14 protein-coding genes are annotated in these 13,941 nt (G+C 67.4%); 7 read left to right on the plus strand and 7 right to left on the minus strand.

Features of this window, described 5'->3' with window-relative positions; genetic code table 11:
* Nucleotides 1-2: 2 nt before the first annotated feature.
* The 4 genes from DPV79_RS22660 to DPV79_RS22675 form a co-directional block, all read right to left on the minus strand.
* Complete coding sequence (locus DPV79_RS22660; RefSeq protein WP_113046520.1) at nucleotides 3-947, minus strand: electron transfer flavoprotein subunit alpha/FixB family protein; 945 nt, start codon at nucleotides 945-947, stop codon at nucleotides 3-5.
* A gap of 16 nt (nucleotides 948-963) precedes the next feature.
* Nucleotides 964-1,713, minus strand: coding sequence for an electron transfer flavoprotein subunit beta/FixA family protein (locus DPV79_RS22665; RefSeq protein ID WP_059484851.1), 750 nt, complete (start codon nucleotides 1,711-1,713; stop codon nucleotides 964-966).
* 32 nt (nucleotides 1,714-1,745) lie between these two features.
* On the minus strand, nucleotides 1,746-2,534 hold the full coding sequence (locus tag DPV79_RS22670) for an SDR family NAD(P)-dependent oxidoreductase (RefSeq protein ID WP_021159456.1): 789 nt from the start codon (nucleotides 2,532-2,534) through the stop codon (nucleotides 1,746-1,748).
* Nucleotides 2,535-2,600: 66 nt separating this feature from the next.
* Nucleotides 2,601-3,437 (minus strand): alpha/beta fold hydrolase, encoded by an 837-nt coding sequence (locus DPV79_RS22675; RefSeq protein ID WP_059683683.1) that lies wholly within the window; start codon nucleotides 3,435-3,437, stop codon nucleotides 2,601-2,603.
* A 139-nt stretch (nucleotides 3,438-3,576) separates the two neighbouring features.
* Between DPV79_RS22675 and DPV79_RS22680 the strand changes: the two genes are divergently transcribed.
* The 6 genes from DPV79_RS22680 to dmpG all read left to right on the plus strand — a co-directional run bounded on the left by DPV79_RS22680 (nucleotide 3,577) and on the right by dmpG (nucleotide 10,342).
* Nucleotides 3,577-4,356 (plus strand): SDR family oxidoreductase, encoded by a 780-nt coding sequence (locus DPV79_RS22680; protein ID WP_113046522.1) that lies wholly within the window; start codon nucleotides 3,577-3,579, stop codon nucleotides 4,354-4,356.
* A 153-nt stretch (nucleotides 4,357-4,509) separates the two neighbouring features.
* Nucleotides 4,510-6,075: a DUF1302 domain-containing protein gene (locus DPV79_RS22685; protein ID WP_113046524.1), complete on the plus strand. Its 1,566-nt coding sequence runs from the start codon at nucleotides 4,510-4,512 to the stop codon at nucleotides 6,073-6,075.
* Nucleotides 6,076-6,113: 38 nt separating this feature from the next.
* Entirely contained in the window at nucleotides 6,114-7,496 is a 1,383-nt protein-coding gene (locus DPV79_RS22690) for a DUF1329 domain-containing protein (RefSeq protein WP_113046525.1), read from the plus strand.
* A 102-nt stretch (nucleotides 7,497-7,598) separates the two neighbouring features.
* Nucleotides 7,599-8,381 carry a 2-oxopent-4-enoate hydratase gene (dmpE, locus tag DPV79_RS22695; RefSeq protein ID WP_021159451.1) on the plus strand — a complete coding sequence of 261 codons (783 nt, stop codon included), beginning with the start codon at nucleotides 7,599-7,601 and terminating at the stop codon, nucleotides 8,379-8,381.
* Between the two features lie 13 nt (nucleotides 8,382-8,394).
* Nucleotides 8,395-9,294 (plus strand): acetaldehyde dehydrogenase (acetylating), encoded by a 900-nt coding sequence (locus tag DPV79_RS22700; protein ID WP_113046527.1) that lies wholly within the window; start codon nucleotides 8,395-8,397, stop codon nucleotides 9,292-9,294.
* Between the two features lie 16 nt (nucleotides 9,295-9,310).
* The gene (gene dmpG / locus DPV79_RS22705) at nucleotides 9,311-10,342 is read left to right on the plus strand and encodes a 4-hydroxy-2-oxovalerate aldolase (protein WP_113046528.1); all 1,032 of its coding nucleotides are present in this window, start codon (nucleotides 9,311-9,313) and stop codon (nucleotides 10,340-10,342) included.
* A gap of 195 nt (nucleotides 10,343-10,537) precedes the next feature.
* Here the strand turns inward: dmpG and DPV79_RS22715 are convergent, their stop codons facing one another.
* Together DPV79_RS22715 and DPV79_RS22720 are read right to left on the minus strand one after the other, a co-directional pair.
* Nucleotides 10,538-10,780, minus strand: coding sequence for a hypothetical protein (locus DPV79_RS22715; protein WP_113046529.1), 243 nt, complete (start codon nucleotides 10,778-10,780; stop codon nucleotides 10,538-10,540).
* Complete coding sequence (locus tag DPV79_RS22720; RefSeq protein WP_059650547.1) at nucleotides 10,777-12,024, minus strand: alkaline phosphatase family protein; 1,248 nt, start codon at nucleotides 12,022-12,024, stop codon at nucleotides 10,777-10,779. Before DPV79_RS22720 ends, DPV79_RS22715 begins: the two co-directional genes overlap by 4 nt.
* 420 nt (nucleotides 12,025-12,444) lie before the next feature.
* Between DPV79_RS22720 and DPV79_RS22725 the strand changes: the two genes are divergently transcribed.
* Nucleotides 12,445-13,251 (plus strand): alpha/beta fold hydrolase, encoded by an 807-nt coding sequence (locus tag DPV79_RS22725; RefSeq protein WP_113046530.1) that lies wholly within the window; start codon nucleotides 12,445-12,447, stop codon nucleotides 13,249-13,251.
* A gap of 168 nt (nucleotides 13,252-13,419) precedes the next feature.
* Here DPV79_RS22725 and infA read toward each other — a convergent pair whose 3' ends face one another.
* A complete protein-coding gene (infA, locus tag DPV79_RS22730; RefSeq protein WP_027791717.1) occupies nucleotides 13,420-13,683 on the minus strand; it encodes a translation initiation factor IF-1 in 264 nt (87 codons plus the stop codon).
* Nucleotides 13,684-13,941 lie beyond the last annotated feature (258 nt).

Consider the following 13,941-nt stretch of genomic DNA (forward strand, 5'->3'; position numbering starts at 1 on the left):
CGTCAGAGCGCCGCGACCGCTTCCGGCACGAGCGCGAACAGGTCGCCGACGAGGCCGTAGTCGGCCACGCTGAAGATCGGCGCTTCCGGATCCTTGTTGATCGCGACGATCACCTTCGAATCCTTCATCCCGGCCAGATGCTGGATCGCACCCGAGATACCGACCGCGATGTACAGCTGCGGTGCGACGATCTTGCCGGTCTGGCCGACCTGGTAGTCGTTCGGCACGTAGCCGGCGTCGACTGCCGCGCGCGAGGCGCCGAGCGCTGCGCTCAACTTGTCCGCCAGCGGCTCCAGCACCTTCGTGTAGTTCTCGCCGCTGCCCAGACCACGGCCGCCCGACACGATGATGCTTGCGCTCGTGAGTTCTGGACGGTCCAGCTTCGTCACTTCACGGCTGACGAACCGCGACTTGCCTGTGTCTGCCGCCGCCTCGATCTTCTCGACCACCGCGCTGCCGCCTTCCGCTGCAACCGGATCGAAGCCGGTCGCACGCACCGTGATGACCTTGACCGGGTCGCCCGACTGCACCGTCGCAATCGCGTTGCCCGCGTAGATCGGGCGCTCGAACGTGTCGACCGACACGACCGCCGTGATCTCGGAGACCTGCGCGACGTCCAGCTTCGCGGCGATACGCGGCGCGATGTTCTTGCCGTATGCAGTCGCCGGCGCGAGGATGTGCGAATAGTCCTTCGCGATGTTCAGCGCGGTCGCTTCGACGTTTTCCGCGAGGCCCGCTTCGAGTTGTGGCGCATCGGCCAGCAGCACCTTCGATACCCCGGCGATCTTCGCTGCCGCGTCGGCCGCCGCTTGCGCGTCGTGGCCCGCGACCAGAACATGCACGTCACCGCCGCCTGCCGCGCCGAGCGCCTGCGCAGCCGCCACCGCATTGAGCGTCGCGGCCTTGATCGATGCGTTGTCGTGTTCCGCAATTACCAGAATCGTCATTTCGTTGCGTTCCCTGTTACAGCACCCTGGCTTCGGTCTTCAGCTTCGCGACCAGCGTCTGCACGTCCGGCACCTTCATGCCGGCTGCGCGCTTCGGCGGCTCGTTCACGTTGAGCACTTTCAAACGCGGCGTCACATCCACGCCAAGGTCGCCGGGCTGCACAATCTCGAGCGGCTTCTTCTTCGCCTTCATGATGTTCGGCAAGGTCACGTAGCGCGGCTCGTTCAAACGCAGATCGGTGGTCACCACGGCCGGCAGTCGAAGCGACAGCGTTTCCGCGCCGCCGTCGACTTCGCGTGCAACCGTCGCACGCCCGTCGGCCACCACCACCTTCGATGCAAACGTCGCCTGCGGCAAACCCGCCAGCGCGGCCAGCATCTGCCCGGTCTGGTTCGAATCGTCGTCGATCGCCTGCTTGCCGAGGATCACGAGCGACGGCTGCTCCTTGTCGACCAGCGCCTTCAACACCTTCGCGACACCCAGCGGTTCTACGCTGTCGTTCGATTCGACGAGGATCGCGCGATCCGCGCCGATCGCGAGCGCCGTGCGCAGCGTTTCCTGCGCCTGCGCGACGCCGACCGACACCGCGACCACTTCGGTCACGACACCGGCCTCCTTCAACCGCACGGCCTCTTCCACCGCGATCTCGTCGAACGGGTTCATCGACATCTTCACGTTCGCGATGTCGACGCCCGTCCGGTCGGATTTCACGCCGACCTTCACGTTCGCGTCGACCACGCGTTTCACTGCCACGAGCACTTTCAACTGCGCGTCTCCCTTGTGGTGCGATCGCCGCGTCAGCGCGCGGTATAACCGCCGTCGATCACGAGCTCCGCGCCCGTCACATAACGGCCGGCCGGCGACACTAGATACAGGATGCCGGCCGCGATGTCGCGCGGGCTGCCGATCTTCGCCATCGGCACGTGCGTCTGCAGGTAGCCGAACACGTTGTCCGGGTCCTGCCCCATCTGGCGGAACGCGTCCTCGAGCATCGGCGTGCGGATATAGCCGGGGTGTACCGAGTTCGCGCGGATGTTCTTCGCCGCGTACAGCATCGCGTCGACCTTCGCCATCATCCGCACCGCGGCCTTCGACGCGTGATACGCGGGCACGTCGGGGCCGCCGACGATCCCGTACATCGACGACAGGTTCACGATCGACCCGCCGCCGGCCGCGTCGATATGCGGAATCGCGGCACGCGTGCACAGGAACACGCCGTTCACGTTCACGTCCTGCACGCGCTGCCATTGCGCGAGCGTGAGTTCGTGCGTCGGCACGTTGTGGCCTTCGATGCCCGCGTTGTTCACGAGCACGTCGAGGCGCCCGAAGCGCGCGACGATCTCGCCGAACACGCGTGCCACGTCGGCTTCCTGCGTCACGTCGAGCGCCCAGAACGCGGCCTGGCCGCCCTGCGCGCGGATTTCCTCGACGAGCGCTTCCGCCGGTTGCGACAGCACGTCGAGAATCGCGACGCTCGCACCGGCCGCGGCCAGCGTGCGCGCGGTCTCCGCGCCGATGCCGCGCGCGCCGCCGGTGATCGCGGCCACCTTGCCGCGCAGGTCGAACAGGTCTTCGATGAGCTTCATGTCGTCTCCATGTATGTGATCAGACGGCCCGCCCGCATCGGGGCAGGCCCTCGCGGGCATCCGGCGTTATCGCGTATTCCGCGCCGCAAGAAAATCGAGGCATTCCCGATTGAAATAGTCGGCGTGTTCCACCATCACCCAGTGGCCGCACCGGTTCATCAGCACGAAACGCGCGTCGCGGCAGCGTTCGAGGAACTTCAGCGCGCCGCCGACCGGATTGAAACGGTCGTCCGTTCCCCAGAAACCCAGCACCGGGCAGCGCAGGTCGCCGAGCGCACCGGTCAGGTTCGGCACGCTCATCGTCGAGAGCACTTCGGTCGGCTGCTCGACGCACACCTTCATCCGCTCGGCCACGAGCGCGTCGGTGACGATCGCCGGATCGTGCACGAGCAGCGTCAGCAGCTCGCGCATCGTGTCGTCATTCATCTGGCGATTGGTGAACAGCTTCACCATCCGCTGGATGCCTTCCATCCGGAAATAGGTGTCGCGATCCTCGACGCCGCCCGGCGCCATCATGATCAGCCCGTCGACTTCGTCCGGGTAATCGAGCGCGTACTTGAGCGCGATCGCGCCGCCGAGCGAGTTGCCGAGCAGCACGGCCGGCCCGATCCCGAGCGCATCCAGTTGCGCATGCAGCGCGCCGACGAAGAAATCGAGCGTATAGGCGACGTCGGACGGCTTCGACGACTGCCCGTAGCCCGGCAGGTCGACGACGATCGCGCGATGGCCGGCCGCCGCGAACGCGGGCACGTTGTGCTTGAAGTTGCTGAAACCGCTGGCGCCCGGGCCGCTGCCGTGGATGAACACCACGGGCCGGCCTTCGCCCGCCTCGTAATGGTGCAGGCGCAGGCCGCCCGGCACGTCGGTGAAGATGCCGGCCGGCGGCGTCGTGGGGATCGTCATCGCGGGTTGTCTCCTTCGTCGTTCGATGGATGCCTGACCACGATGATTGCGTCGCCGGCGCCGGCCGGCATCATCCTTTCAGACTACGAAGCCGCGCGCGCTTCTTCCTATCATCGGCCCACCGAAACGGAGGCAGACGATGAACGGATTCGACTACAGCGGCAAGACAGTGCTCGTGACGGGCGGCACCAAGGGCATCGGGCGGCGCATCGCCGAACGGTTTCTCGCGGCGGGGGCGCGCGTGTTCGTCTGCGGACGCAGCGCGCCCGACACGCCGCCCGCGGCCGGCGGCCGCACGGCGGCATTCGTCGCCGCCGACCTGCGCGACATCGAGCAGGTCGACGCGATGCTCGCGACGATCCGCGCGGAGGCCGGCGGCCTCGACGTGCTCGTCAACAACGCGGGCGGCTCGCCGTTCGCGCTTGCGGCCGATGCGTCGCCGCGCTTCACCGAATCGATCGTGCGGCTGAACCTGATCGCGCCGCTGCAGCTCGCGCAGCGCGTGAACGCGATCATGCAGCCGCAGCCCGAAGGCGGCGTGATGCTGTTCATCGCGAGCGTCAGCGCGTCACGGCCGTCGCCCGGCACGGCCGCGTACGGCGCCGCGAAAGCGGGCCTCGTCAATGCGGTCACGTCGCTCGCGGTCGAGTGGGCGCCGCGGGTGCGCGTGTGTGCGATCAGCCCGAGCCTCGTGCAGACGGAATCGGCCACCCAAGGCCACTATGGCGACGACGATGCGCTCGACGCGATCCGCGCGACGATTCCCGCCGGCCGCCTCGCGACACCCGACGACGTTGCCTCCGCATGCCTCTTTCTCGCGTCGCCCGACGCGTCGTACACGTCGGGCGCGAACCTGCGGCTCGACGGCGGCGGCGAACGGCCCGCGTTCCTGTCGGCGGCACAGGCCAACGCGCGATGACACGCGTCGCGCACGCGGCATCGCGCGATCGTTGCCAGTCCTAGGGAAGTCATCTAGTTCATTTTGACGATTCCCTGCTACCGCGATCTCCCTACTCTGCCTCTCACGACAACACATAGTCGACCGTCGTCGATACCCCCAAGAGGAGACACCATGCATCAACGGATTTCGCGCCGTACCGACAAGCGGGCAACCGCCACGCTGTCGACGCTGGCCGCCGCGCTGCTGACGTGCGCCGTTCCCAACGCGCACGCCGGCAGCACGATCGAGCTGGGCGCCGACACGACGCTGGACTACACGTTCACGCTCAGTTACGGCCTCGGCATGCGCACCCGCGCACCGAGCGGCAATCTCCTCACGCCGGCGAACATCAACGGCGACGACGGCGATCGCAACTTTGCGAAGAACAAGCTGATCGAGAACCAGGTCAGCCTGCTCGGCGAAGTGAACCTGAAGCACGACGACTGGGGTGTGTTCGTGCGGGCCGACACGTTCTACGACCAGGCGTACCACCGCCCGAACTACAACGACGCGCCGGGCACCGTGAACCAGTCGGGCCAGTACAACAATTTCACGAGCGATGCGCGCTACTGGTCGGGCGGCCACACGACGCTGCTCGCCGCGTATGCGTACAACACGTTCCACATCGGCTCGACGAGCCTGAACGTGAAGGTCGGCGATCAAGTGGTCGCGTGGGGCGAAAGCCTGTTCTTCCCGAACATCGCGGGCGCGCAGGGCCCCGCCGACGCGACCAAGTCGTACATGGCCGGCGCCGAGGTGAAGGACATCCTGCTGCCGGTGCCGCAGATCTCGACGCAATGGCAGATCACGCCGAACTTCAGCCTGCTCGCGTACTACCAGTTCGCGTTCAAGGAGAACCGCCTCACCGCGCCGGGCACCTACTGGAGCTATTCGGACGTCGTTGGCCCGGGCGCGCAGTTCATCATCGGCCCGGGCGGGATGATCATTCCGCGCGGCGCCGACGACAAGCCGAGCGCCCGAAACCAGTGGGGGATCGGCGCGCGCTTCCGCGTGTTCGGCGACACGGAGCTGGGCGTGTATCACCTGCACTACAACGACATGAACCCGAGTGTCGTCACGACGTACTTCCCGACGCTCCAGTACCAGCAGACCTACTTCAACAACATCAAGCTGACCGGTGCGAGCTTCTCGACGCAGGTCGGCCCCGTGAACGTCGCGGGCGAAGTGTCGTACCGCCAGGGCGCGGCCGTGCTCGTCAATACCGCGATGGGCCCGCAGTCGACGCGCGCGAACGTGCTGCAGACCAACCTGTCCGGCATCTACTCGATCGGGCCGAGCTTCCTCGCGAATTCGCAGTCGCTGATCGGCGAACTCACGTACGTGCACGCGGGCAGCATCTCGGAGCAAGGCGGGTCGACCACGCTCGCGAATTCGCGCAACGCGCTCGCGATGGAGATCGCGTGGACGCTCAGCTACAAGAACGTGTTCAACGGCTGGGATCTCGACGTGCCGCTGACCTACACGCACGACCTGACGGGCACGTCGCCGCTCGCCGGCGCGCTCGGCTCGCTGACGGGCCAGGGCGACCACCGCGTGACGGCCGGCGTGACGTTCACGCGCCTGAGCAACCTGGAGCTGTCGCTCGTCTACGCGAAGTTCCTCGGCTCGCCGAACCCGGTCACGCGCCCGCTCGCGGATCGCGACTACGTGCTGGCCACGGCGACCTATCACTTCTGAGCGGCCCGGCCGCTCGTCACTCAGCAAGAGGATTTGTCATGAAGCGAATTCGTCTCCCCCTCCTGCGCGCGTCGGTGATCGCCGCGTGCGCACTCGCCGCGACGGCGTCGTACCCGAAGGTCACGCCGGACGACCTGAAGGCGCTCGACGGCCAGTTGACCCCGATGGGCGCCGTGCGCGCCGCGAGCAAGGACAGCGGCGTGCCCGAGTGGTCGGGCAAGTGGCTCGGCACGCCGCCGGACGTGCAGTACAAGCGCGGCAGCCGTTACCCCGATCCGTACGCAAGCGAGAAGCCGGTCGCGACGATCACCGCGGAGAACATGGCGCAGTACGCGGAGCACCTGACCGACGGCCAGAAGGCGATGTTCAAGCGCTATCCGGCCACGTTCAAGATCAACGTCTACCCGACCCACCGCGACTTCCGCTACCCGGATTCCGTCTACAAAGACATTCGCACTTATGCGCCGGACTCGACGATGACGCCCGACGCGAACGGCCTCACGAACGCGCCGCCGACGGTGCCCTATCCGATCCCGAAGACCGCCGCCGAATTGCTGTGGAACCAGCGCTTCTCGTCGTCGATCGGTACCGAGCAGGCCACCTACGACCAGGCGGTCGTCTACTCCGACGGCAACATCGCGTGGGGCAAGGTGCGCTACGACATCTACTCGCCGCGCAACGTCGGCAAGTACGACGTGAAGAGCGACCTGAACAACCGCACGTACTACCGCAACGCGACGGAGCTGCCGCTGTCCGACCGCGGCTCGCTGATCGTCGGCTTCACGAACTGGGACAAGGCCGGCGCGGACAACTCGTCGCGCACGTGGATGTACAACCCCGGCACGCGGCGCGTGCGTCAGGCGCCCGAATACGGCTACGACCAGCCGCAGGGCCCGGGCGGCTTCCGCACGGTCGACGACGACCGCCTGTACAACGGCCCCGGCGATCGCTACGACTGGAAGATCGTCGGCAAGCGCGAGATCTACGTGCCGTACAACAACTACAAGGTGATGGACAGCGCGGTGAAGTACGGCGAACTGCTGACCAAGGGCCACGAGAACCCGAGCTACATCCGCTACGAGCTGCATCGCGTGTGGGTGCTGCAGGCCACGCTGAAGAGCGGTTACCGTCACCAGTACGCGAAGCGCGTGCTGTACATCGACGAGGATTCGTGGCAATCGCTGCTCGCGGACAACTACGACGCGCGCGGCCAGCTGTGGCGCACCAACGTCGCGACGTCGCTGTACGCCTACGACGCGAAGGTGTTCTACCCGAGCGCGGTGTTCTTCCACGACCTGATCTCCGGCGCGTACATGGCCGACCGCCTGACGAACGAAGGCCCGATGCCGAAGCTCGACAACAGCCCGCAGTTCAACGAGGCGTATTTCTCGCCTGACGCGATCCGCAGCTCGGGCAACTGATCGACCGACCGACGCGGCATGCCCGTGACCCACGCGCCGGAGCCCCGCTCCGGCGCACCACGCCGCCCGTGACGGCGGCCATTTCCATTCGAGGGCCCTTTCATGTCTTCCCGCCTGCATACGACGCTCGGCGACGAGCTGTACGCCGCATGGCACGCGCGCGCACCGGTCGCGCCGCTGTCGGGCCGGGCGCGCCGCCTGTCGCTCGACGACGCGTACCGCATCCAGCAGCGCTTCATCGAACGCCGCGTCGAACACGGCGAGGCGGTCGTCGGCAAGAAGATCGGCGTGACGAGCCAGGCCGTGCAGGACATGCTGAACGTGCGCCAGCCCGATTTCGGCATCCTGCTGTCGGGCATGCACTACGCGGCCGGCGAAGCGATCGCCGCCGATTCGCTGATCGCCCCGCGCGCCGAGGGCGAGATCGCGTTCATCCTCGCGCGCGACCTGCGCGGCCCCGGCATCGACCGCACCGACGTGATCGCCGCGACGGCCGCCGTCGCGCCCTGCTTCGAGATCGTCGACTCGCGCATCCGCGACTGGGCGATCCGCATCGAGGACACCGTCGCCGACAACGCGTCGTGCGGCGTGTACGTGCTCGGCGAAACGCGCGTCGACCCGCGCACGCTCGATCTCGCCGCGTGCGAAATGACGATCGAGAAGAACGGCGAGCCCGTCGCGCAAGGCCGCGGCGACGCGGCGCTCGGCCATCCCGCCGACGCGGTCGCGTGGCTCGCGAACACGCTCGCCGCGTACGACGTACCGCTGCTCGCCGGCGAGATCGTGCTGTCCGGCTCGCTGGCGAAACTGATTCCGGTCACGGCCGGCGACGCACTGTCGATGCATATCTCCGGCATCGGCAGTTGCGACGTCCGCTTTATCTAAAGGAACCATCCTGATGAAGAAAATCAAATGCGCACTGATCGGGCCCGGCAACATCGGCACCGACCTGTTGGTCAAGCTGCGCCGCTCGCCGGTGCTCGAACCCGTGTGGATGGTCGGCATCGATCCGGCCTCCGACGGCCTCGCGCGCGCCCGCGAATTCGGCCTGAAGACCACCGACAAGGGCGTTGACGGGCTGCTGCCGCACGTCGCCGCCGACGAGATCCGCATCGCGTTCGACGCGACGTCGGCCTACGTGCACCGCGACAACTCCGACAAGCTCACCGCGCTCGGCGTGAAGATGATCGACCTGACGCCCGCCGCGATCGGGCCGTACTGCGTGCCGCCCGTGAACCTCGACGCGCATCTCGACAGCGCGCAGATGAACGTGAACATGGTCACGTGCGGCGGCCAGGCGACGATCCCGATGGTGTACGCGGTGTCGCGCGTGCAGCCGGTCGCATACGGCGAGATCGTCGCGACGGTATCGTCGCGCTCGGTCGGCCCCGGCACGCGCAAGAACATCGACGAATTCACGCGCACGACGTCCGGCGCGATCGAACAGGTCGGCGGCGCCCGCAAGGGCAAGGCGATCATCGTGATCAACCCGGCCGAGCCGCCGCTGATCATGCGCGACACGATCCACTGCCTGACCGACGGCCCGCCCGACGTCGACGCGATCACCGCGTCCGTGCATGCGATGGTCAAGGAAGTGCAACGCTACGTGCCCGGCTATACGCTGAAGAACGGCCCGGTGTTCGACGGCAATCGCGTGTCGGTGTTCATGGAGGTCGAAGGGCTCGGCGACTACCTGCCGAAGTACGCGGGCAACCTCGACATCATGACCGCCGCCGCGGCCGCCACGGCCGAGCGTTTCGCCGAACAGATGCTGGCCGCGACGGCCGCCACCGCTTGAGTCGAGGAGTCACACGATGTCACTTGCAGGCAAGAAGATCACCGTCCACGACATGTCGCTGCGCGACGGGATGCACCCGAAGCGCCACCAGATCACGCTCGACCAGATGCGCAATATCGCGCGCGGGCTCGACGCGGCCGGCGTGCCGCTGATCGAGGTCACGCACGGCGACGGGCTCGGCGGCGCCTCGGTCAACTACGGTTTCCCCGCGCACACCGACGAGGCGTACCTGGGCGCCGTGATCCCGGAGCTGAAGCAGGCGAAGGTGTCGGCGCTGCTGCTGCCCGGCATCGGCACCGTCGAGCATCTGCGCATGGCGCACGAACTCGGCGTCGGCACGATCCGCGTCGCGACGCACTGCACCGAAGCGGACGTGTCGGAACAGCACATCGGCCTCGCGCGCAAGCTCGGCCTCGATACGGTCGGCTTCCTGATGATGGCGCACATGTCGTCGCCGGCGCAGCTTGTCGTGCAGGCGAAGCTGATGGAATCGTACGGCGCGAACTGCATCTACATCACCGATTCGGCCGGCCACATGCTGCCCGACGACGTGACCGCGCGGATCGGCCAGGTGCGCGACGCGCTGAAGCCGGAGACGGAGCTGGGCTTCCACGGCCATCACAACCTCGCGATGGGAGTCGCGAACTCGGTCGCGGCCGTGGCGGCCGGTGCGAACCGGATCGATGCGGCCGCGGCCGGCCTCGGCGCCGGCGCGGGCAACACGCCGATGGAAGTGTTCGTCGCGGTGTGCGACCGGATGGGGATCGAGACGGGCGTCGACGTGTTCGCAATCTCGGACGTCGCCGAGGATCTCGTCGTGCCGATCATGGATTCGCCGATCCGCCTCGACCGCGATGCGCTGACGCTCGGCTATGCGGGCGTCTACTCGTCGTTCCTGCTGTTCGCGAAGCGCGCGGAAGCGAAGTACGGGATTCCCGCACGCGACATCCTCGTCGAACTGGGCCGGCAGCGGCTCGTCGGCGGGCAGGAGGACATGATCGAGGATGCGGCGCTGACGATGGTGCGGGCGCGGGAGGTGGCGGCGTAAGCGAACGCTGGCGTCGGCGCAGTGCAACGGGTCGTCGGCAACGACAACCTCGCTTGCGCGGCACTGCTGCCGACGGGCCGGCGGCTCGCCGATTTGCACGGCCGGCGCCGCACCTTCATCGCGGGCACGGCCCCCTTCACCGTCGCGTCGCTGCTGTGCGCGCTCACGCCTTCGGTATCGGTGCCGCTCGCCGCATCACCGATGCTTCCCGCCGTGCCTGCGCTGCCGACGCGCTTCGCGCGCCCGCAGCAGCGACGGCATCAGTTCCTCGATGTATTGCCGCGCCTGCCCTCGCGTCACGATCTCGCTGAAGCGCTGATGGGCCTTGTCATGGCCGACCAGCGCCGCATGCGCTTTCTTCAGGATGTGCAGGTACGCGATCAGGCTCGTGCCGTCGCGCACGGGCAGCGCATCGCGCGGGTCCGGTGTCGTACTCATGTTCCGATCCTTTGCGGACAATCCGTCCGGCACGTAGTCGTCACGAGCGCCAGCAGGTCGTTCGCGAGACGATCGCGGTCGGTCAGCGGCGCCAGGCCGAACAGCCGCTCGAGCGTCGCGGCGACCGACGCATGGTCGTACACCGTATGGTCGACCCGCCCGGCCGCGACCCACGGCGAAATCACGATCGCCGGCACCCGCACGCCGTACACGTCGAACCCGAAGCCGCTCGCGTTCAGCGTCGCTGCCGCGCCATCGTTCGGCGGCGGCGCAGCGCCCGGCCCGACCGAATCGTAGAAGCCGCCGTGCTCGTCGTAGCAGATCACGAGCAGGCTGCTGTTCCACACCGGCGAATTGCGGATCGCGTTGTACACGCGCGCGACGAGCTGGTCGCCGCCGGCGAGGCCGTCCATCGGATGCTGCGAGCTGCCGTTCTGGTAGGTGCCGTGCACGATGTCGCCGTAACCGGGCTCGATGAACGTATAGCGCGCCGTATAGCCCGCTGCGAGATCAGCCTCGAAATGCGCGAGGTCGTCGATGTCGAAGAAGCTGATGCCCTTCAGCGACGCCACCTGCGGCACGTGGCCGAGCGGATTGCCCGTCTGGTCCTGGTAGATGCGCCAGTTGTCGTCGCCGAGCGCGGCGAAGATCGAACCCTTCGGATACGGGAAACCGTCGAACGCGTCCCATCCGGCCATTTCTTCTCTCGTCGGCGAATGATCGAGCCCGGCCGACGACGCACCGTGCAGGAAAAAGCGATTCGGCCAGGTCGGCCCGGGCATCGACGCATGCCACGCGTCGCACAGCACGAACGCGTTCGCGAGTGCGTGCAGCGACGGCGCCTGCGTCGCGATGTCGACGCCCTGCATGATCTTGCCCGCGTCGGCCGGCTGCGGCGGCTTGCCTTCGGAACGCGACGTCGCGTAGTTCGACACGAATCCGGTATTGCGGACCGGCGGATAGGCCTGCCCTTTCACGAACGGCACGCCCGCGCCGCAGAGCTGCTCGAGCACGTCGGTGAATTCGTGGCACGGATCGGTCGGCATCCGGTCGGGCGCGCCGCCGCCGAACGGATAGACCGCGCCGCCATACGCGTTGCTGTTGCCCGGCGACGCGGCGACGATGCCGGGGTAGCCCGACAGCGCGAACAGGTGATCGAAGGAGCGGTTCTCGAGCATCAGCACGAACACGTGCCGGATGCGGTCCTGAACCGACGGGGATGCGGGGGCTGCGTCTGCACTCATGGCGCCTCCTGGCGTCGCGCGACGAAAGTCCGGCTGGCACGGCCGTTGGCCCGCTGAAAGACGCTGAAGGGATTGAAAGCCGCACGCGCGGCGCGGGCAGCGAATTGCCGACGAGTGTACGACCGCGCCGCCCCGCACGTAAAGCCATACGCGAGCCGCACGCGAATCGCGTCGCCGCGCGTGCGGTCAGCCGCCGGCCGGCGCGGTTTTCCGCGTCCCGATATCGGGCTGACGATCGCGTTGCGGCTGTCGGACGACAACGGCCAATGCGCGCCGCATCGACGTATCGGGCGGGACGGTGCATCGAACGTTGACTTTCGCCGGTCGGCCCGATACGATCGACGCACTTTCAAGACGCCCTCCCGGTCCGCCGGGAGGGCGTTTCGTTTTGGTTCACCCACCAAAAGGAAACGCCTTGAAATGAACCGTATCGACACCCTCGCCTCCCGCCCGAACGCCGACCACGACGGCCTCGGCTACCTGCGGCACGGTACCGGCCCCGAATGCGTGATGGTCCTGCACGACTGGCTCGGCGACCATACGAACTACGTAGCGCTGCTCCCGTATCTCGACGAATCGACATTCACGTACGTGTTCGTCGACCTGCGCGGCTACGGCGAATCCATCCACCTGCGCGGCACCTGTACCGTCGACGAGATCTCGGCCGACTGCCTCGCGCTCGCGGATCGTCTCGGCTGGCCGCGCTTTCACGTGATCGGCCATTCGATGACGGGCATGGCGACACAACGGCTCGCCGCCGATGCGCCCTCCCGCATCAAGAGCGCGATCGCCGTGTGCCCGGTGTCGGCCGCCGGCAACCGCCTGAACGACGACGCACGCGCGTTCTTCGCGAGCACGGCCGTCGATGACGATGCGTTTCGCCGGCTCATGCGATTCGTGACGGGTGGATTGTCGGCGCGCTGGGCCGACCTGAAGCTGCGGCAGAACCGCGAGCGCGTGGCGCCGGCCTGCCGGCTCGCGTATCTCGACATGCTGACCGGAACGGATTTCGTCGACGATATCCGCGGGCTCGAGACGCGCTTCCTGGTGATCGTCGGCGACAAGGATCCGGGGCTCGACGAAGCGGCGATGCAGGCGACGTTCCTCGCGTGGCACCCGAACGCGCGGGTCGCGACGATACCGAATAGCGGGCATTACCCGATGCAGGAGTGCCCGCCGTATTTCGCGATGGTCATCGAGGATTTCCTGCGGGACGCGGCTGCCTGAGCGTTGGCGCACGCGCGGCGGCCGGTGAAGGCGATGTGGCCCGCTGCGGCATGACGACGCCGCCGGCGGCCGGTAAACGGCAAGCAACGGGCCGTTCATCCGGTTCGTCCGGCCGTGGAGGCCGGACGGGATTCGATCGGCACGCGGTTGCGCGCCGATCGTTGCCGCTTAACGACGCGGCCCGCCGGTGCGCTGCGGACGCGGCGAATTCGCGTCCTTGTGCCGGAAGTTGATGCGGCCCTTGGTGAGGTCATAGACCGACAGTTCCAGCGTCACGCGGTCGCCCGCGAGAATGCGGATGTGGTTCTTGCGCATGCGGCCGGACGCGTATGCGCCCACCACGACGCCGTTTTCCAGCGTGACACGGTATTTGCTGTCCGGCAGCACTTCGTCGACGATTCCGTCCAGTTCCAGCAGTTCTTCTTTTGCCAAACCAATTCCTCCAGACAAGGTAATTGACCGCAGCCGCGGCGATCTGCCCGGCGCCGTGTCCCGCAACGGGACGGCGGCCGGCAGGCTGCCGGGGATCGGTTCGTTCAGACGGGCCATGGGCCTGTCTTGCGATCGGAGCCCGGCGCGTTGCGGCGTTCAGGCGGTCGGTGGCGGCGGCGCATACGGCGCCGCGCAAGTCGGGACCGCGCCGGCAAGGCATGGCGGCGGTCTGCTCGGGTTGATGCGTTGAAGCGGTGA

The organism is Burkholderia reimsis, from assembly GCF_003294055.1.
In the GTDB taxonomy this organism is placed as follows: domain Bacteria; phylum Pseudomonadota; class Gammaproteobacteria; order Burkholderiales; family Burkholderiaceae; genus Burkholderia; species Burkholderia cepacia.

Coding starts and splice junctions, on each gene's coding strand:
- DPV79_RS22675 (WP_059683683.1), bottom strand. CDS start 3,437: ATGACGATCCCCACGACGCCGCCGGCCGGCATCTTCACCGACGTGCCG.
- DPV79_RS22690 (WP_113046525.1), top strand. CDS start 6,114: ATGAAGCGAATTCGTCTCCCCCTCCTGCGCGCGTCGGTGATCGCCGCG.
- DPV79_RS22685 (WP_113046524.1), top strand. CDS start 4,510: ATGCATCAACGGATTTCGCGCCGTACCGACAAGCGGGCAACCGCCACG.
- DPV79_RS22720 (WP_059650547.1), bottom strand. CDS start 12,024: ATGAGTGCAGACGCAGCCCCCGCATCCCCGTCGGTTCAGGACCGCATC.
- DPV79_RS22715 (WP_113046529.1), bottom strand. CDS start 10,780: ATGAGTACGACACCGGACCCGCGCGATGCGCTGCCCGTGCGCGACGGC.
- dmpE (WP_021159451.1), top strand. CDS start 7,599: ATGTCTTCCCGCCTGCATACGACGCTCGGCGACGAGCTGTACGCCGCA.
- DPV79_RS22700 (WP_113046527.1), top strand. CDS start 8,395: ATGAAGAAAATCAAATGCGCACTGATCGGGCCCGGCAACATCGGCACC.
- DPV79_RS22680 (WP_113046522.1), top strand. CDS start 3,577: ATGAACGGATTCGACTACAGCGGCAAGACAGTGCTCGTGACGGGCGGC.
- dmpG (WP_113046528.1), top strand. CDS start 9,311: ATGTCACTTGCAGGCAAGAAGATCACCGTCCACGACATGTCGCTGCGC.
- DPV79_RS22725 (WP_113046530.1), top strand. CDS start 12,445: ATGAACCGTATCGACACCCTCGCCTCCCGCCCGAACGCCGACCACGAC.
- DPV79_RS22660 (WP_113046520.1), bottom strand. CDS start 947: ATGACGATTCTGGTAATTGCGGAACACGACAACGCATCGATCAAGGCC.
- DPV79_RS22670 (WP_021159456.1), bottom strand. CDS start 2,534: ATGAAGCTCATCGAAGACCTGTTCGACCTGCGCGGCAAGGTGGCCGCG.